The 23225-nt window shown below is 75.5% G+C and carries 21 protein-coding genes; 9 read left to right on the top strand and 12 right to left on the bottom strand.

All coding sequences use genetic code 11. The features are described from left to right. The first annotated feature begins 19 nt into the window (after window positions 1-19). On the top strand, window positions 20-1246 hold the full coding sequence (locus tag ACIQUT_RS09460) for a geranylgeranyl reductase family protein (RefSeq protein WP_403561666.1): 1227 nt from the start codon (window positions 20-22) through the stop codon (window positions 1244-1246). 1026 nt (window positions 1247-2272) lie between these two features. Beyond that, the gene (locus tag ACIQUT_RS09465; RefSeq protein ID WP_403561133.1) at window positions 2273-2584 is read left to right on the top strand and encodes a hypothetical protein; all 312 of its coding nucleotides are present in this window, start codon (window positions 2273-2275) and stop codon (window positions 2582-2584) included. A gap of 86 nt (window positions 2585-2670) precedes the next feature. Here ACIQUT_RS09465 and ACIQUT_RS09470 read toward each other — a convergent pair whose 3' ends face one another. Beyond that, on the bottom strand, window positions 2671-3132 hold the full coding sequence (locus ACIQUT_RS09470; RefSeq protein ID WP_403561135.1) for a nitroreductase/quinone reductase family protein: 462 nt from the start codon (window positions 3130-3132) through the stop codon (window positions 2671-2673). A gap of 130 nt (window positions 3133-3262) precedes the next feature. On the opposite strand from ACIQUT_RS09470, the gene ACIQUT_RS09475 reads away from it, so the two are divergent. Then, window positions 3263-3961, top strand: a complete 699-nt coding sequence (locus ACIQUT_RS09475) for a TetR/AcrR family transcriptional regulator (RefSeq protein ID WP_403561137.1) — start codon at window positions 3263-3265, stop codon at window positions 3959-3961. Between the two features lie 58 nt (window positions 3962-4019). On the opposite strand, the gene ACIQUT_RS09480 is transcribed toward ACIQUT_RS09475, so the two are convergent. The 3 genes from ACIQUT_RS09480 to ACIQUT_RS09490 form a co-directional block, all read right to left on the bottom strand. Then, window positions 4020-4622, bottom strand: coding sequence for an SMI1/KNR4 family protein (locus ACIQUT_RS09480; protein WP_403561139.1), 603 nt, complete (start codon window positions 4620-4622; stop codon window positions 4020-4022). 36 nt (window positions 4623-4658) lie between these two features. Beyond that, a complete protein-coding gene (locus tag ACIQUT_RS09485; RefSeq protein WP_403561141.1) occupies window positions 4659-4922 on the bottom strand; it encodes a DUF6332 family protein in 264 nt (87 codons plus the stop codon). An 80-nt stretch (window positions 4923-5002) separates the two neighbouring features. Then, the gene (locus ACIQUT_RS09490; RefSeq protein ID WP_403561143.1) at window positions 5003-5743 is read right to left on the bottom strand and encodes a maleylpyruvate isomerase family mycothiol-dependent enzyme; all 741 of its coding nucleotides are present in this window, start codon (window positions 5741-5743) and stop codon (window positions 5003-5005) included. Window positions 5744-5780: 37 nt separating this feature from the next. Here ACIQUT_RS09490 and ACIQUT_RS09495 point away from each other — a divergent pair, with 37 nt between their 5' ends. Beyond that, window positions 5781-6482 carry an alpha-ketoglutarate-dependent dioxygenase AlkB family protein gene (locus tag ACIQUT_RS09495; protein ID WP_403561145.1) on the top strand — a complete coding sequence of 234 codons (702 nt, stop codon included), beginning with the start codon at window positions 5781-5783 and terminating at the stop codon, window positions 6480-6482. A gap of 98 nt (window positions 6483-6580) precedes the next feature. Next, window positions 6581-7852, top strand: a complete 1272-nt coding sequence (locus ACIQUT_RS09500) for an ROK family protein (RefSeq protein WP_403561147.1) — start codon at window positions 6581-6583, stop codon at window positions 7850-7852. 182 nt (window positions 7853-8034) lie between these two features. Here the strand turns inward: ACIQUT_RS09500 and ACIQUT_RS09505 are convergent, their stop codons facing one another. Next, window positions 8035-8745, bottom strand: coding sequence for an ATP-binding protein (locus ACIQUT_RS09505; protein WP_403561149.1), 711 nt, complete (start codon window positions 8743-8745; stop codon window positions 8035-8037). 197 nt (window positions 8746-8942) lie between these two features. Here ACIQUT_RS09505 and ACIQUT_RS09510 point away from each other — a divergent pair, with 197 nt between their 5' ends. Together ACIQUT_RS09510 and ACIQUT_RS09515 are read left to right on the top strand one after the other, a co-directional pair. After that, a complete protein-coding gene (locus tag ACIQUT_RS09510; RefSeq protein WP_403561151.1) occupies window positions 8943-10079 on the top strand; it encodes a PLP-dependent cysteine synthase family protein in 1137 nt (378 codons plus the stop codon). Window positions 10080-10444: 365 nt separating this feature from the next. Continuing rightward, a complete protein-coding gene (locus ACIQUT_RS09515) occupies window positions 10445-12991 on the top strand; it encodes a hypothetical protein (RefSeq protein WP_403561668.1) in 2547 nt (848 codons plus the stop codon). On the opposite strand, the gene ACIQUT_RS09520 is transcribed toward ACIQUT_RS09515, so the two are convergent. The 5 genes from ACIQUT_RS09520 to ACIQUT_RS09540 all read right to left on the bottom strand — a co-directional run bounded on the left by ACIQUT_RS09520 (window position 12942) and on the right by ACIQUT_RS09540 (window position 19315). Then, window positions 12942-15416 carry a right-handed parallel beta-helix repeat-containing protein gene (locus ACIQUT_RS09520; RefSeq protein ID WP_403561152.1) on the bottom strand — a complete coding sequence of 825 codons (2475 nt, stop codon included), beginning with the start codon at window positions 15414-15416 and terminating at the stop codon, window positions 12942-12944. The two genes, ACIQUT_RS09515 and ACIQUT_RS09520, sit on opposite strands and share 50 nt — an antisense overlap. Before the next feature lie 146 nt (window positions 15417-15562). After that, complete coding sequence (locus ACIQUT_RS09525; protein WP_403561154.1) at window positions 15563-16165, bottom strand: hypothetical protein; 603 nt, start codon at window positions 16163-16165, stop codon at window positions 15563-15565. Window positions 16166-16357: 192 nt separating this feature from the next. Beyond that, window positions 16358-17182, bottom strand: coding sequence for an MOSC domain-containing protein (locus ACIQUT_RS09530; protein ID WP_403561156.1), 825 nt, complete (start codon window positions 17180-17182; stop codon window positions 16358-16360). A gap of 181 nt (window positions 17183-17363) precedes the next feature. Continuing rightward, a complete protein-coding gene (locus ACIQUT_RS09535; protein ID WP_403561158.1) occupies window positions 17364-17894 on the bottom strand; it encodes a DUF6643 family protein in 531 nt (176 codons plus the stop codon). A 248-nt stretch (window positions 17895-18142) separates the two neighbouring features. Next, window positions 18143-19315, bottom strand: a complete 1173-nt coding sequence (locus tag ACIQUT_RS09540) for a glycosyltransferase (RefSeq protein ID WP_403561160.1) — start codon at window positions 19313-19315, stop codon at window positions 18143-18145. Window positions 19316-19507: 192 nt separating this feature from the next. Here ACIQUT_RS09540 and ACIQUT_RS09545 point away from each other — a divergent pair, with 192 nt between their 5' ends. After that, on the top strand, window positions 19508-20311 hold the full coding sequence (locus ACIQUT_RS09545) for a glutamate racemase (RefSeq protein WP_403561162.1): 804 nt from the start codon (window positions 19508-19510) through the stop codon (window positions 20309-20311). Here ACIQUT_RS09545 and ACIQUT_RS09550 read toward each other — a convergent pair. After that, window positions 20251-21279, bottom strand: coding sequence for an ADP-ribosylglycohydrolase family protein (locus tag ACIQUT_RS09550; RefSeq protein WP_403561164.1), 1029 nt, complete (start codon window positions 21277-21279; stop codon window positions 20251-20253). The genes ACIQUT_RS09545 and ACIQUT_RS09550 overlap by 61 nt on opposite strands. Window position 21280: 1 nt before the next feature. Continuing rightward, window positions 21281-21880, bottom strand: coding sequence for a TetR/AcrR family transcriptional regulator (locus tag ACIQUT_RS09555; protein WP_403561166.1), 600 nt, complete (start codon window positions 21878-21880; stop codon window positions 21281-21283). Window positions 21881-21959: 79 nt separating this feature from the next. On the opposite strand from ACIQUT_RS09555, the gene ACIQUT_RS09560 reads away from it, so the two are divergent. After that, window positions 21960-23099, top strand: a complete 1140-nt coding sequence (locus tag ACIQUT_RS09560; RefSeq protein WP_403561168.1) for an FAD-dependent oxidoreductase — start codon at window positions 21960-21962, stop codon at window positions 23097-23099. The last annotated feature ends 126 nt before the right edge of the window (window positions 23100-23225 follow it).

Genomic DNA, 23225 nt, shown 5'->3' on the forward strand with positions numbered 1-23225 from the left:
CGCCGAGGGGGCGGGGGACATGGTCGGGGGGACCGGCGAGGTGTGGGACGTGGTCGTGGTCGGTGCCGGCCCGGCCGGCGCTTCCGCGGCCCGTGCGGCGGCGAGCGCGGGGCGGCGGGTGCTCCTGCTGGAGAAGGCGGAGCTACCCCGGTACAAGACGTGCGGCGGCGGGATCATCGGCCCGTCGCGCGACGCGCTGCCGCCCGGCTTCCAGCTGCCGCTGGAGGACCGGATCCACGCGGTCACGTTCACCCTGAACGGCAGGATGACCCGCACGCGCCGGTCCAGGCACATGCTGTTCGGGCTCGTCAACCGGCCCGAGTTCGACGCCGGGCTGGTCGCCGAGGCGGAGAAGGCGGGGGCGACCGTGCGTACGGGCACCGCCGTCGCCCGCGTCGAGCAGCACGGGGCGGCCGTGCCCGACCGGCGCACCGTCGCCGTGGTCCTCGCGGACGGCGAGACGGTCCTGGCCCGTGCGGTGGTCGGGGCCGACGGCAGCGCCAGCCGGATCGGCGCGCACGTCGGCGTCGAGATGGACCAGGTGGACCTCGGCCTGGAGGCGGAGATCCCGGTACCGGCGACCGTGGCCGAGGACTGGAAGGGCCGCGTCCTCATCGACTGGGGTCCGCTGCCCGGCAGTTACGGCTGGGTCTTCCCCAAGGGCGACACGCTCACGGTCGGGGTCATCTCGGCGAAGGGCGAAGGCGCCGCCACCAAGCGGTACCTGGAGGACTTCATCGCCCGCCTGGGGCTGGCCGGCTTCGAGCCATCCGTGTCCTCCGGACACCTGACGCGCTGCCGCAAGCCGGATTCGCCGCTGTCGCGGGGGCGGGTGCTGGTCGCGGGCGACGCGGCCGGGCTCCTGGAGCCGTGGACCCGGGAGGGCATCTCGTACGCGCTGCGCTCGGGCCGGCTGGCCGGGGAATGGGCGGTGAAGATCGCCGAGGCGCAGGACGCGGTGGACGCGCGGCGGCAGGCCCTGAACTACGCCTTCGCCATCAAGGCCGGGCTGGGCGTGGAGATGGCCGTCGGCAAGCGGATGATGACCCTCTTCGAGGCGAAGCCGGGGCTGCTGCACGCCGCGATCACGGGCTTCCGCCCGGCGTGGCGCGCCTTCGCCCGGATCACGCGGGGCGCGACGACGCTGGCCGACCTCGTCCGGACGTACCCGCTGGCCCGCAAGGCCCTCCACACCCTGGACAACAGGACCTCCCGCCCGGCCCCGCCCCAGCAGCCGCCCCGCTGACACCTGCCGGGGCCCGGTGGCTGCCGGCTGGGGTCCGGTCTGGTCCCGGTGGTCGGTTGGGTCCTGGTCCGGTTCCGGCTGGTCGGTGTCCTGCTCGGCCCTCGGTGGCCGGTTGGAGCCCCGCCCGGCAGTGTCGGTCGGTCGGGCCCGGCCCTGCCCGGCCCCGTCGGCGGGTTTGGGCCCCGCCCGGCCCGTTGATCGCTGGGCCCGGCCCCGTCGCGCTCTGTGAGCCCGCCCTGGCCCGTTGACTGCCAGGGGGCCGGCCCGGCCGATGGGAGCCGGGGGCTTGCCCAGACCCGCTGGCCGGGGCGGGGTCCGACCCGGGCCTCTGCGGGCCGGCCCGGCGTCGGCCTCTGCGGGCCCCGCCCGGTCGGCTTCTGTGAGACCCGCCCTTTCCGGGGCCTTGGGGGTCTTCCGGGGCTGGCCTGGCGGCCGTGTGGGGCCCGTCCTGATGGTCTCTGGAGCCGGGCCGGTTGGCTTCCGTGGGGTCGGCCTGTGTCTTGCCGGCGCCTGCTGAGGTTCCGTCCGGTCGGCTTCTGTGGGCGAGGGCCCGGTTGGTCGGCCTGGCTGCGCGGTCCGGGTTCGGGCACGCCCGCCGATCGCGGGTCGTGGCATCCGGCCTGTCTCGGCCGCCCGGGCACCAGTCCGACCATAACGCCCGCCCCACCGCAGGGCGCCCACGGCGACCAGGCTCGCCCGCGCCACTCCTGCTCAGCCGCAGTACCCGCGCGCCCGCGCCGCACAAGGGCGGGCCTGGGAGGACCGTGGCCATGCCGGGTCTCGGCGATGCCCGGCCGGCCCGCGCGGCTGGTCTGGCCGCCGCCCGGTTTCGGGACGTCTGGGGTCGCGTCCGCCAAGTCGGTGCCGTCGCCCGCAGGGTGGGCGGCCGACGCCGCCAGGACGGGGCAGAGCCGTGACCGCACCCGGCTCGGTGTCGGGTGGCCACCCGTGTGAGGATCGTGCCGTGTTCCCGCACGGGTGCAGTCGCATGCGTGACGACGCAAGGGCAGAGGGGATGGTGCTGGGGTGGGCGTAGTGAGGGCCGCGCGGCTGGTGGTCCACAACGACGGCGAGGAGCCGCTGGATCTGACCGTGGAGCCCTGGGCGGACATCCACGAGATTCCGCCGAAGGGGATGTGCGTCGTCGTCACCCACGCGCCTGCGGGAGGGCGTGATTGGTCCGGGACCTCGTACGAGGACGAGCCGTTCGAGGTCGAACACCGGCCTGATTCGGTCACGGTGTGGGCCAACGGTCACTGTTTCCACATCTGCGACAGGGAGGGCAACGAGTACTACTCGAACGTCTCCGGGTGCCCTGCCGCGAACCCGGCCACCTGAAGGAGCTCCGGACCTCGGGCATCGAATCGGCTTCCTGCTCGCGGATGTGGCGGTGGGGGCCTGGGGGAGTCGGTGTGGGGCGGCTTTCAGGGGGACAGGGTGAGGCGGAAGACGGGGTGGTCGGCCGATGCTGCCTGGAGGTCTGCCTCGGGGGAGTCCGCGTCGACGCCCTTGAAGAAGGCGTCGACCTCCCAGCCCCACCGCTTCAGGTAGGCGCGCAGCACACGGGCCTTCTCCGCCGGGTCCGTGAGTTCGGTGACCGTGAACGTGCGGACCTTGCGGCCCACGCGCAGCTCGCCGCCGCCCGCCACCCGCATGTTGCGGACCCACTGGGAGTGGCCGCGCGCCGACACCAGGTACTGCTCGCCCTCGTACGTGTGCGGGTTGACCGGGATCCGCTGCATCCGGCCGGACGTGCGGCCGCGGACCGACATTTCGGCGGTGCCGGCCAGGCTGATGCCGACGCGGGCCAGCTTGCCCATCAGGGAGTTGAAGCGGGCGGCGAAGGGGCCGGCTTTCACGTAGTACGGGGTGGTGGGCGTGGACATGGTCGCCTCCGACGGCAATGAGAGAGCGGTGCTCTCGCTTGAGAGCAGTGTGCACCCGATTGGCGCGGCAAAGCAAGAGCGGTGCTCTCACTTTGGGGCGGTGATCTCGTTGTGTGGCACACTGGCCGCCATGACTACCGTGCGCGGGGCCCGGGAGCGGGCCCGTATCGAGGTCACCGCCGCCATCAAGGACGAGGCCCGGCGCATGCTCGCGGCCGAGGGTGCCGCCAAGCTGTCGCTGCGGGCCGTCGCCCGCGAGCTGGGCATGGTCTCCTCGGCCCTCTACCGCTACTTCCCCAGCCGCGACGACCTGCTCACCGCGCTCATCGTCGACGCGTACGACAGCGTGGGCGCGGCGGTCGAGGAGGCCGATGCCCGCGCCGTCGCCGCCGGCGACCCGCCCCGCGTGCGCTGGATCGCCGCTTGCCTGGCCTTCCGCGGGTGGGCGCTCGGGCACCCGCACGAGTACGCCCTCATCTACGGCTCACCGGTCCCCGGCTACAGCGCCCCCATGGACACCGTCGGGCCGGCCGCGCGGGTCGGCAATGTGTTCATCGGTGTTCTCCGCACCGCTTTCGAGGGGCGCGGGCTCGCGCTGCCGCCGCTGCCCGCCGCCCTGCGGCCGGAGGCCCTGCGGATGACCGCGGACTTCGCGGACGGGCTGCCGCCGGAGGTCACGGCCGCCCTGGTCGCGGCGTGGGCGCAGCTGGCCGGGCTGGTCTCCTTCGAGCTGTTCGGCCAGTTCAACCGGGTCGTCGAGGACCGCGATGCCTTCTTCGCGCATGCGGCGGGGCAGCTGGCCCACGGGGTGGGGCTGCCTGCCGCGTGACGCCGGCAGCCGCCCGGCCGCCGTCCCCGTCCGGGCGCGCAGGTCGCCGAGGGCAGTCCTAGTCCCACCAGTCGACGTCTCCGCTGCTGTCGACCTTGGGGGCGGTCACCGCTCCGAACCAGGACTGGTCGTGGTGTTCCATGGTCTCCGCCACCTCGTGGAGCCATGAGCCCAGGCTGGGCCAGCCCAGGAAGTACGCCTGGTCATCGTGAGCGGCGTCACCGAGGTGGTTCTGCCACATCCCTTCCCCGGCATCGATGAAGTGCTCGTTTCCGTGACCTCCGGAGACGGGGACCCACTTCGTGCCCCACCAAGGGGTCTCCGCCTGGTCCGGGTCGTCCGGTTCCCACAGGCGCATCCGCGTCTCGCGGACTTCGACGATCTCGGACACGGAGTACAGCCTCCGGCAGGGGAGCACACCCAGCAGGGAGGTGTCGCCGTCGTGGCATCGCAGCGATGCGCGGAGGTCCACGGGGAGCGGGAATCCCAAGCGTGACTCCGCTTCCTCAAGGGACTGCAGAGAAGCCGGGGGCCGCAGTTCTGCCAGTGCCTTCGGTGCGTGCCGGGCCAGCCAGGCGTCGATGCGGCGCCACGATGTCGCGACCGGGGGCACCACAGGGGCTATGCCCCGTCGGGGAGGTTCCATCATGGGGGCCATCATCCACCGGGGCTGCGTGCGGACCCGAAGGGGCAGGGGCTAGCGGCCGTCGTTTTCCGGGCGGCGGGCGAAGCGCCACAGGAGGTGGGTGACGCGGAGTACGAACACCACCGCGGCCAGCAGCCCGCCCGCCACCGCCAGGGCGCCCTCGGCGGTGGGGGAGAGGTCGAAGGCCAGGGCGGGTCCGTACACCGCGCAGAACACCAGGGCGGCGGCGAAGCACGCGCTGACGAAGGCGTAGCCGATCTCGATGGTGATCGCGTCGCGGTCTGCCTGCGTACGCCGTCCCCTGCTCTGCCCCATACGTGCAGTGTTGTGCGGGTCGCACATCGTGACAAGGCGTTTTTGCGGCGTGGCGCCGGCGTCGCCGTCGCGCGGGTGTGTCAGATGCCGGCCGTCTCCACCCAGAGGCGGGCCAGCGTCTCGTCGCCCGTCACCTCGGGGCCGGTCAGCGGGAGGCGGTTCCACAGGGCCGCGTACAGCCAGGCCGCCTCGCCCGTCACCTCGCAGTCCGCCGGGCCCGCGTCGCCGAGCACGGCCCGGGGCGGCTCCTGTGACAGGTGCACGGTCCACACCGCGCCGGTGTCGGCGGCCCGGATCCGGAGCACCCGCGGCTCCTGGGTCCGCACCCGGCTGCGCGGCCGCGCGTGGAAGCCGGTCAGCAGCTCGTCCACGCCGTCCTCCGCGAACTCCGGGGACACCGGGCTGAAGACCGTGCCGAGTGCCGCTTCCGCGTCCATGCGGTGCACGGTCGTCTCGTGTGCCTGCCGCCGCGCCCAGAACGCCAGCGGCGACGCCGGGGCCGTCGGCAGGAACGTCCAGCACTGCACGTCGGCCGGGGCCTCGGTCAGCGTCCGGACCAGCGCCGCGTGCCCCTCCCGGAACCAGGCCAGCAGCTCGGCGCCGACGAGCTCGGGCCCGTCCGGGATCGGGGTCGGCTCCACGACCGCGTCCTGGACGAAGGAGGCCGCCCACCGGTGCACCGCCCCCGTGTGCCGCAGCAGATCGGTGACGCGCCAGGTGGGGCAGCTGGGGACGATGGTGTCCAGGCCGGCCCGTTCGGCCGTCTCGGCGAGCAACTCGCCTTCCCTCTCCAGGACCTCGACGTACTCGGTGATCTTCATGCGGGCAGTGTCCCAGCCGAGCCGGGACAATGGGGCCATGAACGGGGAACTCTTCCCGCGGGAGCGGGCCGAGATCGCCCCCGGCGCGGTGCACGTGCCCGACTGGCTCGGCCCGGAGCGCCAGCGGGAGCTGCTGGCCGCCTGCCGGGTGTGGGCGCGCCCGCCCGCCGGGCTGCGCACGGTCCGGACTCCGGGCGGCGGGACGATGACCGCCCGCCAGGTGTGCCTCGGCCTGCACTGGTATCCGTACGGGTACGCCCGCACCGCCGTCGACGGGGACGGGGCGCCCGTCAAGCCGATGCCCGCCTGGCTGGCCGAGCTGGGACGGGAGGCGGTGGCCGCCGCGTACGGGGACGGGGACGGCGGCGGGGGCGGGACGGGTGCCGGCTGCCGGCTTCCGGCGGGTGCCGCCTATGACATCGCGCTGATCAACTTCTATGGCGGGGACGCGCACATGGGCATGCACCGCGATGCCGAGGAGAAGTCCCCGGCGCCGGTCGTATCCCTCAGCCTCGGCGACACGTGCGTCTTCCGCTTCGGCACCACCGAGTCGCGGGGCCGGCCCTACCGGGACGTACGGCTGTGCAGCGGGGACCTGTTCGTCTTCGGAGGCCCGGCCAGGGCGGCCTATCACGGGGTGCCGAAGGTGCTGCCCGGGACCTCCCCGCCCTGGCTTGGGCTGACCGGGCGACTGAACATCACACTGCGGGTCGGCGGGCTGGAGCCGCCCCCGGACTGACGGGCCGCGGGCCGGCCGCGGACCGGCCCGTGGCCGAGACCGATCGGTGATCGGCGGGCGGCGCCGTGCAGCCCGCGGATCATGCGAGGATCGCTGTCATGAACGGCAACGGGGCCCCGCGGCGGGTGGAGGATGTGACGACGGCGTCCACCGCATCCGCGGCATCGGCGAAGACCAGGCTGGAACGGGGCCGCGGCGCCCTCGGGCCGGCGCTGGAGCTCGTCCACACCGGCCGGGCCCCGACCCGCGCGGTCCTCACGGCCGAGCTCGGCGTGACCCGCGCGACCGCGGGGGCCGTCGCGGCCGAGCTGGAGGCGCTCGGGCTGATCCGCGTCGACTCCAGCCCCGGCCGGGCGGGAGGCGCCCAGGGCCGCCCCTCGCACCGCCTCGCCATCGACGAGAACGGCCCCGTGGCCCTGGCCGCCCAGGTGCACCCGGACGGCTTCCGTGCCGCCCTCGTCGGTCTCGGCGGCCGGATCGTGGCCACCGCCCCCGGCAAGATCACCGTGTCGGAGGATCCGGCGCAGGTGCTGGGCGCGGTCGTCGGGGCGGGCGCCGCACTGCTCGCCGAGACCGGCCGCCGCTGCGTCGGCGCCGGGCTCGCGGTCCCGTCGGCCGTCGCCGAGCCGGACGGCACGGCGCTCAACCCGCTGCACCTGGCCTGGCCGGCCGGCTCTCCCGTACGGGCCATCTTCGAGCAGTGCGTGAAGGCGGCCGGCATCGACGGCCCGGCCCTCGCCGGGAACGACGTCAACCTCGCCGCGCTGGCCGAGCACCGGCACGGCGCGGGACGCAGCGCCCAGCACCTGCTGTGCGTGGCGACCGGGCACCGCGGGGTGGGCGGGGCGCTCGTGCTCGACGGCCGCCTGCACAGCGGGAGTTCGGGCCTGGCGCTGGAGGTCGGCCACCTCACCGTCAACCCGGAGGGGCGGGCCTGCCACTGCGGCGGCCGCGGCTGCCTGGACGTGGAGGCGGACCCGCTCGCGTTCCTGACGGCGGCGGGCCGTACGCCGGGGCCGGAGGTGTCGCTGCTGCAGCAGGCCCGCGACCTGCTGCGCGAGGAGTACGCGGAGCCCGCGGTACGGGCGGCCGCGGAGGAGCTCATCGACCGGCTCGGCCTGGGCCTCGCGGGCCTGGTGAACATCCTGAACCCGGACCGGATCATCCTGGGCGGCCTGCACCGGGAGCTGCTCTCCGCGGACCCGGAGCGGTTGCGCGCCGTGGTCGCGGACCGGAGCCTGTGGGGGCGCAGCGGGGGAGTGCCGATCCTGCCGTGCACGCTGGACCACAACAGCCTGGTGGGGGCGGCGGAGCTGGCCTGGCAGCCGGTGCTGGACGACCCGCTGGGGGCGCTGGGGGCCGCGGCTTAGCCGAGGCGGGGGCGGGCGCCGGATGCCGGGGTGCCGGGGTGCCGGGTTGGGGCCGGTGGGGATGGGCAGCGTGCGGTGTCGCCCCGGCCCCCTGGGCGCCCCTGGGCCCCCTGGGCCCCCTGGGTCCCGTGTGCCGCCGGTGCTGTCGGGCCACTGTGTCAGGGGGCCGGGCGGCGGGGGTGTTACCCCGGCCTGATCGCGGTGGCGGCGGCCACGGACAGGCTGACCGGTGCGGGTTCCGCGTCTGCGGCGAGGGACAGGGCCGGGGCGGGCTCCCGTACCGGTGTGGAACGGCTGCGCGCGGGCCGCGGGCGGGCCGGGGCCGCGGGGGCGGCGCGGAGCGAGAACCACACCACCTTGCCCGGGCTGTCCTCCTGGGGCCGGGCCCCCCACGCCTCGCTGACCGCCTCGACGAGGGCGAGGCCGCGCCCCCCGGTCTCCAGGGTGTCCAGCAGGTCCCGGAGGGCCGGTCCGTCCGGACCGGCCTGCAGGTGCGGCGCGGCGGGCGCCCGCGCCGACTGCCGGGCGACCCCTGCGACGGGTGCGAACGGTGCGACCGCCGAGTTCGGTGTGTCTGGTGTGTCTGGTGCATCCGGTGCGTCCGGTGGCGTCGCGAACGTCGTCCGGCGGACCGGGAGGCGCGGATCGCTGTCGTACACCGAGACCGTGAGCCGCCCCAGCCGCAGCTCGATCTCGACCGTGCATCTCTTGTCCGGCTGCGCGTGCCGGTGGACGTTGCTGAGCAGCTCCGTCACCCCGAGCGCAGCCCGGTCTATGAGTGGATCCAGCTGCCAGTGGCGCAATTGCGCGGAAACGATCCTCCGGATCTGGCCGATCCGGGACGGCAAGGCCTGCAGTTCGACTGTGCAGTGCCTGCGTGAATGACTGATCACGGCTGCGACTCCCCGACATGAGTGTTACGGGTGCTGCACCCTCGGTAATCCCCCACCAGGGTCACCCACGGTGCCGGTGGACGCAACCGAACGCGATCGAAAGCGATCCGCATAGATACCCAAAGTGACTGTTTGCGCAGGTGAGAGAGGTACATTGCGAAAGCAGGGGGCAAGGAACGCACGAAGGAGCAAGCCGCATGAGCACCACCCGTACCTCCGGTACGACGGCTACGACGATTGACGTCGACCACAGCGACGCGGACTACCGCGCCTGGCTGAAAGAAGCCGTCCGCAAGGTGCAGGCGGATGCGAACCGCTCCGCCGACACCCATCTCCTGCGCTTCCCGCTCCCCGAGGAATGGGGCATCGACCTCTACCTCAAGGACGAGTCCACGCACCCGACCGGCTCCCTGAAGCACCGCCTCGCGCGCTCGCTGTTCCTGTACGCCCTCTGCAACGGCTGGATCCGCCCCGGCCGCCCCGTCATCGAGGCCTCGTCCGGCTCGACGGCCGTCTCCGAGGCGTACTTCGCCAAGCTGATCGGCGTCCCGTTCATCGCGGTCATGCCGCGCACGACCAGCCGGGAGAAGTGCCGGCTGATCGAATTCCACGGCGGCGAATGCCACTTCGTCGACGACCCGATGAAGATGTACGAGGAGTCGGCGGACCTCGCGGCCCGCACCGGCGGCCACTACATGGACCAGTTCACGTACGCGGAGCGCGCGACGGACTGGCGGGGCAACAACAACATCGCCGAGTCGATCTACCAGCAGCTGCGCCTGGAGCGGTACCCGGAGCCCGCGTGGATCGTGGCGACCGCCGGCACCGGCGGCACCTCGGCGACCATAGCCCGCTACGTCCACTACATGCAGTTCGACACCCGCGTCTGCGTCCCGGACCCGGAGAACTCCTGCTTCTTCGACGGCTGGACCAACAACGACCCGCACGCGAGCAGCGATTGCGGCTCGCGCATCGAGGGCATCGGGCGGCCGCGGATGGAGCCGAGCTTCGTGCCGGGCGCCATCGACCGGATGATGAAGGTGCCGGACGCGGCGAGCATCGCCGCGTGCCGCGCCCTGGAACAGGCCCTCGGGCGCAAGGCGGGCGGCTCCACCGGAACGGGTGTGTGGAGCGCACTGAAGATCATCTCGGAGATGGTGGCGGAGGGACGCACGGGCAGCGTCGTCACCTTGTTCTGCGACCCGGGCGACCGCTACCTCGACAAGTACTACTCGGACGAGTGGGTCGCCGCGCAGGGCCTGGACCTCGCCCCGTACGCCGAGACCATCGAGAACATGCTGGCGACCGGAGTCTGGCGCGAACCCGGCGCCTGACGCCGGGGCGTCGGTCTCGTCGATCCGGGAGGCGTGGCGCAGCAGCCCGGCATCGGCCTCGGCCTCGGCCGCCATGACCGTCTCCCGGAAGCGGACCCCGCCCGCAGCCTGATCGCCCGGCCGGCGCCGCCGCGCGTCGGCCGGGCGTCGGCCGAGCGTCGGCCGGGCGTCGGCCGGGCCGGCGACACCGGCCCGGAAGGGTGGCGTCCGCGCCCGAACGGGCAGTTGATATTCCGTCAGACATCCGCGGTGTGTCCGTCGGCGGATCGCCCGTACAGGGGCTATGCGTGCGCTCCGGTGCGCGGGATGCTGGATGCAGGACCTGCGCTGATCCCGTCCCGCGAGCGGAGGCCGCCGTGCCGGACATCCCCCAGCCCCCGCATCCCCTCGCCCTCGAACTCCTCGCCCCGCCGCGGCCGCCGGCCCTCGAACTCCGCGTCCACGGAGTCCACGGCGCTTCCCCCGAGGAACTTCTCGACGATCCGCGTACCGTCCGGGTCACCGGTGACGCGACCGCCGCCGTGTTCCGCCGCGCCGCCGACGCCGACGCCGAGTCCCACCCCGAGCGGTACGCCGGCCGGCCCGTCGTCGAGGCCTACTGCTGGTCCCGGCTCACCTCCGGCAACGGCTCCCGTGCCCTGTGGCTGCTGCTCCTGCCCTTCATGGTCGTCAACCTCGCCCACTGGGCCCGGCCCGCCGCACCGCCCGCACCCGACGGCACGCCACCGCCGCGCGCGGTCCGGGCGTACGGGGTGCTCGTCCGGCTCCTCGCCCTCAGCCTCACCCTGCTGCTGATCGCGGCCGCCTGCGAGGTCGCCCTCGACCTGCTCGCCTGGCAGTGCGCGGGCACCGCCGCCTGTACGGCCTCCCGCTCCTGGCTGCGGTTCGCGGAGCCCGGCGGCTGGTGGGGCCAGCCCGGGCGGCGGCTCGCGCTCGGAGCCCTGGTCCCGGCCGCGCTGACCGGGCTGCTGTGGTTCCTGTCGAACCGGACGTGGAGCGCCTACGAGTCCCAGACCCCGCCCCAGGAGGCCGCCGGAGCCGCCGCCCCGGCCCCCGGGCCCGGGCCCGACCCCGGGTCCGCCGGCGCCGGGGCACCTGCCGCCGCCGTCGGCGACCCGGCTCCCCCCGCCCCCGCCCCCGCCCTCGTCGCCGGCGACCCGGCCCCCGCCGCCCCCGCGCTCGGCCGGCCCGGGTTCTGGTACGGGCGGCGGATCGTGGCCCGGCTGCGCGCCGCGCACACCGCCGCCGGGCTGCTCACCGTCGCCGCCGCCGTCGCCGCACCCGCCGCCCGCTACGACCGCCGCGCCGGCACCCCCGCCCTCGAAGCCCTCGGCTGGGCCCTGGAGTTGCTGCTCGCCGCCGGGGCCGCCGCCGTCGCCTGGGTCGTCTGCCGGCGCGGCCGTACCGAGGTCCGGCCCGACCACCGCCTCGACCGGGCCGCCGTCACCCTGCTGCCCGGCGCCGCCCTCGCCCTGCTCACCGCCGTGCTGCTCCACGCCTCCTGGCCACGCCCCGGCTGGACCTCCTCCGGCCGGCTGCCCGGCGACTTCGCGTTCGGGCTGCTCATGCTCGGCCAGGGCGTCCTCGTCCTCGCCCTCGCGGCCGTCGCCGCCCGCCTGTACCGGCGCGCCCCCGACGGGGCGACCGCCCTCCGCGGCCTCGGCGGGCCCGCCATCGCCATGCTCGGCTGTGCGCTCGGCGGTGTGATGTCCGGCGGGGTCGCCCAGTGGGTCGCTGGCCGGCTCGACGGCGGAGCCGGCCCGCCCGTACCGCCCGTGCTGCTGTCCTGGCAGGCCGCCGTCCTGCCCCCGCTGCTCCTCGTACTGGCACTGCTCGCCGCCGTGTTCGCGGTGCGCGGCGTCCTCCACCGGCGCCGCCTCGCCGCCCGGGTCGCCGCCGAGTACCCGGGGGAGACCCCCGACACGGACCGCAGCCGCCGCATCGCCGGAGCCCGGGCCGCCGCCGCGCTCACCGACTCCGCGCCCTGGTTCGTCGCCGCCGTCTCCGGGGTCACCCTGCTGCTCGGGGCGGGCGCCCTCGCCGGGGCATGGCTGAGCGGACAGGTCCCGGGCGAAGCCGCCCGCGGCGGCCACCCGTTCCTGGAAACCGCCGCCCGCGCCGCCCAGGACGCCGGCTCCTGGCTGATCGGCTTCGGTTTCCTCCTCTTCGTCACCTGGGGCCGCCGCGCCTACCGGGATCCCGCCGCCCGCCGCACCATCGGCGTGCTGTGGGACGTCGGCACCTTCTGGCCGCGCGCCGCCCACCCCTTCGCCCCGCCCTGCTACGCCGAGCGGGCCGTGCCCGACCTGACCTGGCGCATGACCGCCTGGACCGGCCGCACCGGCGGCCGCCTGGTGATCTCCGGCCATTCCCAGGGCAGCGTCCTCGCGGCCGCCGCCGTCTGGCAGCTCACGCCGCACGCCCGCCGCCGCGTCGCCCTCCTCACGTACGGGTCCCCGCTGCGCCGGCTCTACGGGCGCTGGTTCCCGGCCTACTTCGGCCCCGGACCCCTCACGGCCCTGCACCGGCAGGTCGACTGCTGGCGCAACCTGTGGCGGGCCACCGACCCGATCGGCGGCCCGGTCGCCGCGGACCCCGCCGGGGACGTGGACCGGGGGCCGCTCGCCGACCCGCTCGCCTACGGGCGCAGCACCCGGCACCCGCTGCCCGCGCCCGTCCTGGGCCACTTCGACTACCCGTCCGACCCCGCCTTCGCGGCCGAACGCGACGCCCTGCTCGCCCGCCTGGCCGGCCCGCCCCGCCCGGACCTCCGGAAGGCCCCGGGCGAGCCGGTCGCCCCCGAGCCGCCGGACGCCGCCCCGGACCCCCGGGCCGGGGGGCCCGATGTGCCGGCGCCGAGGGTCAGCAGGGAGCCGGCAGCGCCGGCAGATCCTCCGGAAACAGCAGGGTGAGCTCGTCCGTCCCCGCATCCGCCAGCTGCGCCACCCGCCCCGCGTGCCGCTCGACCATCGCCTCGAACGTCTGCCGCGCGGTCCGGCCGTTGCCGAACGCCGGACCCTTCGGCAGCTCCGTGAAGTACGCCAGCAGCGCCTCGGCCGTGCCCTCGCCGAGCCGGTACTCGTGCTCCTCCGCCTGCTGCTCCACGATCCGCAGCAGTTCCCCGGGCCCGTAGTCGCCGAAGGTGATGGTCCGCGAGAAACGGGACGCCACCCCCGGGTTGACGGTGAGGAAGCGGTCCATCTCCTCCGTGTACCCGGCGACGATCACCACGACCGCGTCCCGGTGGTCCTCCATCAGCTTCACGAGGGTGTCGATCGCCTCGCGCCCGAAGTCCCGGCCCGAGTCCTCGGGTGCCAGCGCGTACGCCTCGTCGATGAACAGCACCCCGCCACGGGCCCGTTCGAACGCCTCCTGCGTGCGGATCGCCGTCGATCCGATGTGCTCCCCGACCAGGTCCACGCGCGACACCTCGACCAGGTGGCCGCGCTCCAGGACGCCGAGCGAGGCGAGGATCTCCCCGTAGAGCCGGGCCACGGTGGTCTTGCCGGTGCCGGGGGAGCCGGTGAAGACCAGATGGCGGCGGACCGACGCCGCCTTCAGGCCGGCCTGCTGCCGCCGCCGCCCCACCTCGATCATGTCGGTGAGCGCGCGGACCTCACGCTTGACGCTCTCCAGGCCGACCAGCGCTTCGAGCCGCTCCAGCACCTCCGCCGACCCGCGCGGTGCCGACGCACTCCGGTCGGCCCCGTCCGCCGGGCGGGCCGCCCCGGACGCCGGCCCCGCCGGTGCTGCCGCGGCCGGACCCGCCTGCGCCGGCTCCGCTCCGCTGCGCTGCCCGGTGAGCGTACGGACGCCCGGGCGCTCCCCGGCGGGCGCGCCGCCGGGGGCCGGCCGGACGGAGGGCCGGACCGCGGACTCGTCGGAGGTGCAGCCCTCGGCGACCGGGCCGTCCTCGGCGAACTCGTAGCCGCCGCGCGCGCAGCGCTCGGTGCGGCAGCGGGTCAGGGTGGCCCGGCAGCCGTCGAGGATGTGGAAGCCGAAGCCGGAGCTGCCGGTCACCCGGCAGGAGTCGAAGCTTCCGCGGCCGCCGGCCGACACGTAGAACCCGGCCTCGGCCGGGGCGGTGACCGTGCACCGCCGGACCGAGGGATCGGCTCCCTTGGTGACGATCACCCCGGTCTGGGCGGTGTCGATCGTGCAGTCGGTCAGGGTGCCGCCGCTGCCGTGGTCGCGGAACCAGGCACCGGTGCCCGCCTCCCGGATCCGGCAGTCCTCGACGTGGGCGGTCGCGCCGTCGCTCACCGACACGGCCGTGTTGCGCACCTGGAACAGGTCGCTGTCGACCACGTCCGCCCGGGAGCCCCGGTCCAGTACGAACACGGCGTCGGGCACGTCGTGCAGCCGGCAGCCGGTGAGCGAGACGGTGGCCCCGTCGCTGATCCACACCGCGGGATAGTCGCCCGTGCTGTCGTGGATCTCGCAGGCCTCGGCCTCGACCCGGGTGCCCGGATCCCACACCGACAGCCCGTTGCGGCCGAAGCGGCGCACGGTGGTGCGGGCGAGGGTGAGCACCGAACGGGCCCGCAGGTCCACCGCGTTCTCGGGGATGTCGTGGATGTCGCAGCCGGAGAGGTCGAGGACGGCGTCCGTGTCGAGGGTGACCCCGTCGGCCGTGGTGCGGTGCACCGTGCAGTCGGTGAGGCGGGCCGCCGCACGGGCGGCGATCTGCACGCCGGTCCCCTTGATCTCGTACACCTCGCAGCCCAGCGCCTCCAGCCCCGAGCCCTCCCCGGTGACGGCGATGCCGGCGCCCGCGGCGTGGTGGATCCGGCACCGCTCCAGCCGCGGATGCCCGCCCCCGCGGACGGAGACCCCCGCCTGGCCGGCGGAGACCACCTCGCACTCCTCGAACACCCCGCCACCGCCGTCCAGGACGGCGATCCCGATGCCGGTCGGGTTCTCCACCGTGCACCGGCGCACCAGCGGCCGGGCCCCGCCGCGCACCTCGATCCCGGCTGCCGAGCGGGTGCTCACCCGCAGGCCGGCCAGCTCCGGGGTGCCCGTCTCGACGAGCAGGGCGGGAGTCGCCCGGTCCTGGCCCTCCACGTGCAGGTCCTGGACCACGGCCGAGGCGCGCAGGGTGAGCGCCACCCCGTCCGGCGGGGCGATCCGCACCGACCCCGGCGCGCCCTCGGGCCCGCGCAGGGTGACGGCGTGCTGCAGCACCAGGTTCTCCCGGTAGGTGCCGGGAGCGAGGGTCAGTACGTCCCCGTCGCCCGCGGCGGCGAGCGCGGCGGCCAGCGTCGGATACTCCCCGGAGCGGCGCCGCCACCGCGAAGACCCGCCGTGCGTCAGCTGGACCGTGCCCTGTGCCATGGTGCTGTCGTGCCCCCGCCCTCGTTCTCGTCCTCGCCCTGCCGGACCGGCCGGTCCGGCAGACCTGCCGGAGCCGCCCGCAGCAGCTGACGGCAACCGCTCCGGCCGGTCCACCGTAGCGCGCGCGGAGCCGATGGGAGGCCAGGTCAACTGCCTGCGCCCGCCCGGCCCCAGTCCGGTCCCGCCGCTGCCCAGGCCCGGTCGAGGCACAGGTACCGCCGGTGTATGAGCCTGCGCACGACGAGCCGGCGCGCGGTTTCCGCCAGTGCCGCGGCGCCCACGGCGGCGGCCAGGCCCGCGAGCGCCGCGTGTGCGCCGGCGGATCCGGGGTCGAGCGGACGGGTCACGAGCCGCCCGCGCAGGTCGGCCCATATCCGGAACCGGTCGCCGGCCCGCGGCGGTTCCTCGGCCGCCGGAACCGTCCCCTGGTGGCTGCTTCCGTCCGGCGCGGTCCAGGCCGCCACGATCCGCGTCCGCTGCGGGGCCTGCCGCTGCGGAGCCGGCTCGCCGCCCGGGCCCTCGGGCGCCTCGGCGGCGGCCGGCCCGACCACCACCGCCGGGACGAGGTACCGCTCCTGCCGCTGTTCGCGCGCGGCCCGCTGCAGCGTGCCGTCCACGCGGAAGCCCGTCACGCAGCCGATGGCCGGGGCCACCAGCAGGACGCACACCAGCGCGGCGAACGCCGCCCATGCCTCGAAGAGATCGGTCGGCCGGCACAGCGGATTGCGCCGCCAACGCCACACACCCATTGCTGCCCACACGGTCCGGCACCCCCTTGCCTCCGTCTGCCTGCAGGCACGTTCCGGATGGTCCAACGGCCTTTGTGCGGCTGTTGGTTCCAGGGATGCGCAAGAGCCCCCCGAAGGTGTCATTCCGGGGAGTCGCGGGGAACCCGGGTCGGGGCATGGGAACCCGGGCGGGTCATGGGGATCCCTGGCGGGTCACTCCAGGACGCGGACCTCGTCGCCGACGCGCACGGTGCCCGTCCGCACCGGCACCAGCATCCGCCCGAACGCCAGCGACTTGCCGATCCGCCGGTGCCGGGCCAGCGACTTCAGCGGCTCCTTGCCGCGCTCCGCAGTGCCCTGGTCGGTCGTGGTCACGATGCACCGCCCGCACTCCCGCGCCCCGCGGAAGACCGCGTCGCCGATCGCGATGCGCCGCCACCCGTCCTCCGCCCAGGCCTCGGCCCCGGCGACCACCACATTGGGTCGGAACCGGTTCATCGGCAGCGGACCCTCCTCGGGATGGTCCCCCTGGGCGATCAGCGAGTTGAGCGCGTCCAGCGACGCCAGGGTGGTGAGAAGCACCGGGTAGCCGTCGGCGAGGCTCACCGTCTCGCCGGGCAGTGCGTAGTCGGGGTCGACCGGACGCCGTACGGCCGGGTCGTCCAGGTGCACCAGCCGAACCGGAATCCCGAGGTACGTGCCGGCCCAGTCGGCGGCGGCGTGCGCCGCGACGACCGTCTCGACCTTCTTGCCGAACAGCGCGACCGGCTCCAGCGGCCCCGGCTCGGGGACGTCGACGGCCAGGTCGGGCATGCCGGGCGCCGACAGCGCGACGCCGCCTCCCTCCAGCGGACGCGCCGAGGCCAGCGCGAGGCGCGGCTGCTCGCGCTGGGTGATGACCTTGCCCTGGGAGTCGACCAGGGCCCAGCGCCGGTCCGCGGACAGGCCCCAGGGCTCCACGGCCACCTCGTCGGGAGCTGTCCCCGCCACCGACTTGACGGGATGGACGTGGAGCGTCTGGACATGCAAGTTCGCCATGGGGGCATCCTGCCAGGCGCCCCTCCGCCGCCCTACCGGGTATCGGCGGGCCGGGCGCGGGCCGGTGACCCGGGCCGGTCAGGACCGGGACCGGGACCGGGACCGCCCGGGGCCGCCCGGCGGCGTGTCGGCGGGCGTGCGGCGCCCACGGCGGAGCGCTCGCACGCGTGCCGCGCGTGCGTCAGTAGGCGCGCCCCTGGTACGGACGCCCGTACGGGTCCTCGTACGAGGGGCCCGCGGCCGGAGCCACCTGCATCGGACGCGGCGCCGCCGGGCGCATCGCCTCGTACCCGGTGCCCGCGGCGACCGGGCGGGGCGGCTGCGCCTGCTGCATGTACCCCGCGCGGGCAGCGACCGGCTGCTGCTGCGGGATGTACGGCGCGGGCGCGTTCTGCAGCGGCACCGGGCCCGGGGAGGGCGCGCCCTGGCCCGGATACGGGTACCCGTACCCGCCGGACTGCTGGGGCTGCTGCTGCGGAGGCATCGGTGCCGGGGGCAGCGCGGCCGGAAGCGCGGGCAGCGCGGAGGCGAGGGCCGGCAGGTACCCACCGCTCGAATAGCCGGAGCTCGGCGAATCGTAGGCGGCCGGAACACGGATCGGGGCGATCTGCGGAGTGCCACGTTCCGCCACGAGCGAGTCGTAGATGGGAGTGTCCGGGAAGGAGGGCGCGGAGTAGTAACCGCCGCCATAAGTGGAGCGGGGGGAGGTCATGGGACCTAAGTTAAGCCCACGACTTCACCGGGTCCATAGCGAGGTGTGACGAATGCCCCGCTGACCTGCATCTTCGCAGGTCAGCGCCACACCATTCACTCCACGGTCACGTGCACGATTCGCCACTTGCGTACCTTCTTGCCCCTACTCGTGCTTGACGGTTGGGTGTTGCACCGACTTGCCGCTGACGCAGCGTCACGACGGAGTGACCTGGGATGACAGCGGGATGAGGCGGCAATTCGCCCGTTTCAGGCATCGGTCGGACGGGCGTAGGTGCGGCCCTTCCAGGCCGCGCCGCGCCCCCGGTAGTGCTGCACGGCCGAATCCACCGTCATCAGCAGGTACAGGAGTGCCGTGAGCGGAAGCAGCGGCGCGAGCACGGCCGGCTGCCGGTAGTAGCGCAGCATCGGCAGGTACGTTCCGGCCATCAGCAGCCAGGCGAGGCCGCCGGCCCAGGCGGTGGCGGGCCGTCCGGCGGCGAGCCCGGCGAAGAGGGCGGCCGGGGGGACGAGGTACACCAGGACGAGCCCGGCCACCGTCCCCGCCAGCAGCAGCGGCCGGTGCCGCAGTTGGGCGTACGCGCTGCGCGAGACCATCTGCCACAGGTCCGCCAGGGCCGGGTACGGGCGCACGCTGTCCACCCGCTCCGCGAGTCCCAGCCAGATCCTGCCGCCGGAGTCCCGGACGGCCCGGGCGAGGGAGACGTCGTCGATGACGGCCTGGCGGATCGCATCCGGAACCCCGGCCCGGACCGCCGCCCCGGTGTGCAGCAGGACGCAGCCGCCGGCCGCGGCCGCGGTCCGGGCGGCGGGGCGGTTGATCCGGCGGAAGGGGTAGAGCTGGGCGAAGAAGTACACGAACGCCGGCACGACGAGCCGCTCCCAGAAGCCGGCGACCCGCAGCCGGGCCATCTGCGAGACCAGGTCGAGGCCGGCGGAGGTCGCGGCCGCGACCAGTTCGCGCAGACTGTCCGGTTCGTGTGCGATGTCGGCGTCGGTGAGCAGGAGGTACTCGGGCTCGGCGGCATCGCGGGCGGTCCGGGCGAACGCGATGCCATGGCGCAGCGCCCACAGCTTCCCGGTCCAGCCGGGCTCCGGCTCGCCGGGGGAGACCACGGTCAGCGGCAGCCCGGGCTGGGCGCGGGCCAGGCGGCGGGCGAGCGCGGCCGTGCCGTCCGTACTGCCGTCGTCGACCAGGATCACCTCGGCCTCGCCGGGATAGTCCTGGGCGAGGAGGGAGGGGAGGCTGCGGGGGAGCACCTCGGCCTCGTCGCGGGCCGGGACGACGATGGCGACGGACGGCCAGCGGGCGGGGGCGGTGCGCGGGGGGAGGCGCACGTCGGTCCGCCAGAACATGCCCTGGGCGAGCGTCAGCCAGATCCAGGCGGCGAGGGAGGCGCACGCGGCACCGAGAAGGCCCATGCGGGCAGTGTGCCGAACCCGAAGCCCCCTGTCCCGCACCCCGGCCCGCCCGCGCCCCCGCTGCCCGGTGCCGCCGGGGCGGGGCGGGGCGTGCCGCGGGCCGTCGCGGTGCGGTCGGGAGGGGTGTGGTGCGGGGCACAGGCGGGGGCTTGTCGGGGGTGGGGAAGGGGGTCCGTCGATTAAGGTGACCAGGTGAAGATCGCGCTCATGGACTCCGGAATCGGCCTCCTCGCGGCTGCCGCCGCGATGCGACGGCTGCGGCCGGACGTCGACCTGGTCCTGTCCTCCGACCCCGTCGGCATGCCCTGGGGGCCGCGTACCCCCGAGGACCTCACCGGGCGTGCGCTCGGTGTCGCCCGTGCCGCCGCCGCGCTCCGCCCGGACGCGCTGATCATCGCCTGCAACACCGCCACCGTCCACGCCCTGCCCGCCATCCGGGCGGAGCTGGAGCCCGCGATCCCCGTGATCGGCACCGTGCCCGCGATCAAGCCCGCCGCGGCCGCCGGGGGGCGCGTGGCGATCTGGGCCACCCCCGCCACCACCGGCAGCCCCTACCAGCGCGGGCTCATCCGCGACTTCGCCACCGGGGCGCGCGTCACCGAGGTGCCCTGCCCGGGGCTCGCCGACGCCGTCGAGGCGGCGGACGAGGCGGCCATCGAAGCCGCCGTCGCGGCCGCCGCCGCGTTGACCCCGGCCGACGTCACCGACGTCGTGCTCGGGTGCACGCACTACGAGCTCGTCGAGGCGCCCATCCGGGCCGCCCTCGCCGAGCGGACCGGCGGGACCGCGTTCGCCTTCCACGGTTCCGCCGAAGCCGTCGCCCTCCAGGCGCTGCGCCGCATCGGCGCCGTCCCGGAGCCCGGGCTGCCCGCCACCGGCGGGCTGACCGTGCTGCTCAGCGGGGACGAGGGCGCGCTGCCTGCCCCCGCGCTCGGTTACGCCGAGGGCCGGCTGCTGGTCGGGGAGGGCGCGGCCCTCGGGCCCGTCCGGAGCTGAGCCACCTGCCCGTCCGCCCCCGCCGCCAGACGGCGGGCCAGGGCGCACAGGCCGTCCGCGTCGAGCACGCGGCCCCCGGAGCCGGGCAGCGGCACGTGCAGCGGGGCCGTCCACTCCGCCGGGATCGCCGCCCGGCCGTAGCGGACCCCGGCCAGCGTGCCCGTGACCGCGGCGACCGTGTCGGTGTCCCCGCCCAGGTCCACGGCCGCCCGGACGGCCTCCGCGAAGCCGCCCGTGGTCCGCAGCGCCCACACCGCCGAGCCCAGGCAGGGCCACACCGCGCCGTTGAACTCGGTGGCCAGGTCCGGGTGCCAGTCCGGGGCGAGGACCCGGGCGTACCGCTCGCGCTGCTCCGGGTCCACCGCCGCGAGCGCGTCCGGGATGCCGGCCAGCGGATCGGCGCCGGCCAGGCCGACCCGTACGAGCTCGTGCAGGACGGCGGTGCCCTCCCACGCCGCCGGGTCGCCGTGGGTCAGCGCCGCGATCCGCCGGGCCGCGGCCATGGTCGCCTCCCGCCCCTCGGCGGCGAAGTACACCGCGGACGCCGACGCCCGCATGAGGGAACCGTTGCCGGCGGCCCGCGCGTTCACCTGGAAGTGCAGCGCCGCGGCCAGGTCCCACGGCTCCCCGCTGGTCAGCACGGACTCGGTCTGCAGTCCGATGTCCTTCGGACCGGCCGCCGCCCAGCGCCGGAACCGCTCGAAGACGTCGGGGAGTTCGAGGCCGCCGCGCTCCAGCAGGGACTCGCCGACGAGCACGGCCATCTGCGTGTCGTCGGTCGCCTCTCCCGGATCCCAGCCGCCGCCCCCGCGCATCTCCGCGCCGCGCGCGCTCAGTTCGCCCGCGGGCCCGAACTCGTAGGGCGCGCCGAGGGCATCGCCCACGGCCGAGCCGAGCACGGCCCCGACAGCGCGGTCGATCCGGTCGATCCGGTCGATACGTTCCATTGGGCTGAATGGGTCGGTCATGTCACTGTTCCTCCCCCGATGGTTCGGGGCATACGCCGGCCAGCACATCCCTCGCGAAGGCGTCCAGGTCGTCGAGCCCGGCCGCGGCCAGCGTGTCCGGTGCCCCCGCCAGCAGGTGCCACACCGCCCCGTGCATCGCGAGGGTGAGGGCGCGGGCCTGTGCGGGGCCGTCCGGGAGCCCGGCCGCGCCGAGCAGCTGCCGGTGCGCCGCGAAGTCCGCCGCGCCGACCGGGTCCAGCAGTGCGGCCAGCCACGGCCGGCGCGCCGCCTCCGTCTGCAGCTCCAGGTAGGCCAGGACGCGCGGCCGCCCCGGCCCGGCCACGTCGCGGAGCAGTGCGGCGAGCACGGCCGCCAGCCCGGCACGGTCGGCGGGGCCCGGGCCCGGCCCGGCGAGGGCGGCCGCCAGCGCCCGGTACTGCTCGACGCAGCGTTCGGCCACCGCCCGGAGCAGGGCGTCGCGGGTCGGGAAGTAGTTCTTGGCGGTGCCCTGGGGCACGCCGGCCTCGGCGTCGACGGCGCGGTGTGTCAGCCCGCGCCCGCCCGCCTCCGCCAGCACTGCCGTGGCCGCGTCGCGCAGTCGGTCCCTCCGGTCCTGATTCACCTTGGCAGCTTAACCACATCCGTGGTACCACAGATGTAGTACCACGGATGTGGTGGCAGGGAGCGAGGGGGAACACGTCATGCACGACGCACACCGCACCACCAGCGCCACACGCACCACCAGCGCCACAAGCCCTGCCGGCAGCACCGGCACCACGACTGCCACCCCGGGCACCACCGGCACCACCGGCACCGCGGTCGTCGTCGGAGCTGGCGTCGGCGGGCTCGCCACCGCCATCGGACTCCGCCGCGCCGGCTGGTCGGTGACCGTCCTGGAACGCCGCACCGCCCCGGAGCGCTACGGAACGGCCTTCGGCATCCACCCCACCGCCCAGGCGGCCCTGGACCGGCTCGGCCTCGGCGAGGCCCTGCGGGCACGCGCGGTCCCGTACCGCGACGCGAAGATCCGCCGGCCCGACGGGACGGTGCTGGCCGCCCTCCCGCTCGACCGGATCGAGCGCAAGGCGGGCCGCCCCGAGCTGCTCGTCTCCCGCCCGCGCCTGATCGACGCCCTGCTCGACGCGCTCGACCGGCTCGGCGGCACCCCGATCGCGTACGGGCAGCGGCTGACCGACCCCGCGGGGATCGACGCCGACCTCGTCGTCGGCGCCGACGGCATCCACAGCGCCGTCCGCACCGCCCGCTTCGGCACCCGCAGCACCGTGCGCACCCTCGGCACGGTCGCCTGGATCGGCATCGCCGGCTTCGAGACCGGCGTGTACGGCGAGACCTGGGGCGCGGGCCGCTTCTTCGGCATGACCCCCGTCGAGCCCGGACACACCAACTGGTACGCCACCGTCCCCGGCGCCACCACCGCCGACGAACTGCGCGCCGCCTTCGCCGACTGGCACGACCCCGTCCCCCGCGTCCTCGCCGGCACTGACCCGGCGACCTGGATCCGGTACGAGATGCGCCACCTCCACCCGGCGCTGCCCGCCTTCACCGACGGCCGCCGCACCGCCCTGGTCGGCGACGCGGCCCACGCCATGACCCCCAACCTGGGCCAGGGCGCCTGCACCGCCCTGCTCGACGCCGAGGCCCTCACCCGGGCGGTCGCCGCCCACGGCCGGACCGGGCTGCCCGCCGCCCTGCGCGCCTACGACGGGGAACGCCGCCGGGCCGCCCAGCGCGTCGCCCTCGCCTCGCGGAGCCTGCACCGCTTCATGACGGCACGCCGCCCGGCCCTGCGGGACGCGCTCGTCGGCCTCCTGCCCGGCTGAGACGGGCCGATCCGCCGGCCGCCCCGGGTTTGCCCGCGGCCACCGCGGACAGACCCGGGCCGATCCGCCGGCCGCCCCGGGTTTGCCCGCGGCCACCGCGGACAGATGCGGCGCAGAGCAGCCGGG

Source organism: Streptomyces sp. NPDC090445, assembly GCF_044769385.1.
Classification (GTDB): Bacteria; Actinomycetota; Actinomycetes; order Streptomycetales; family Streptomycetaceae; genus Streptomyces.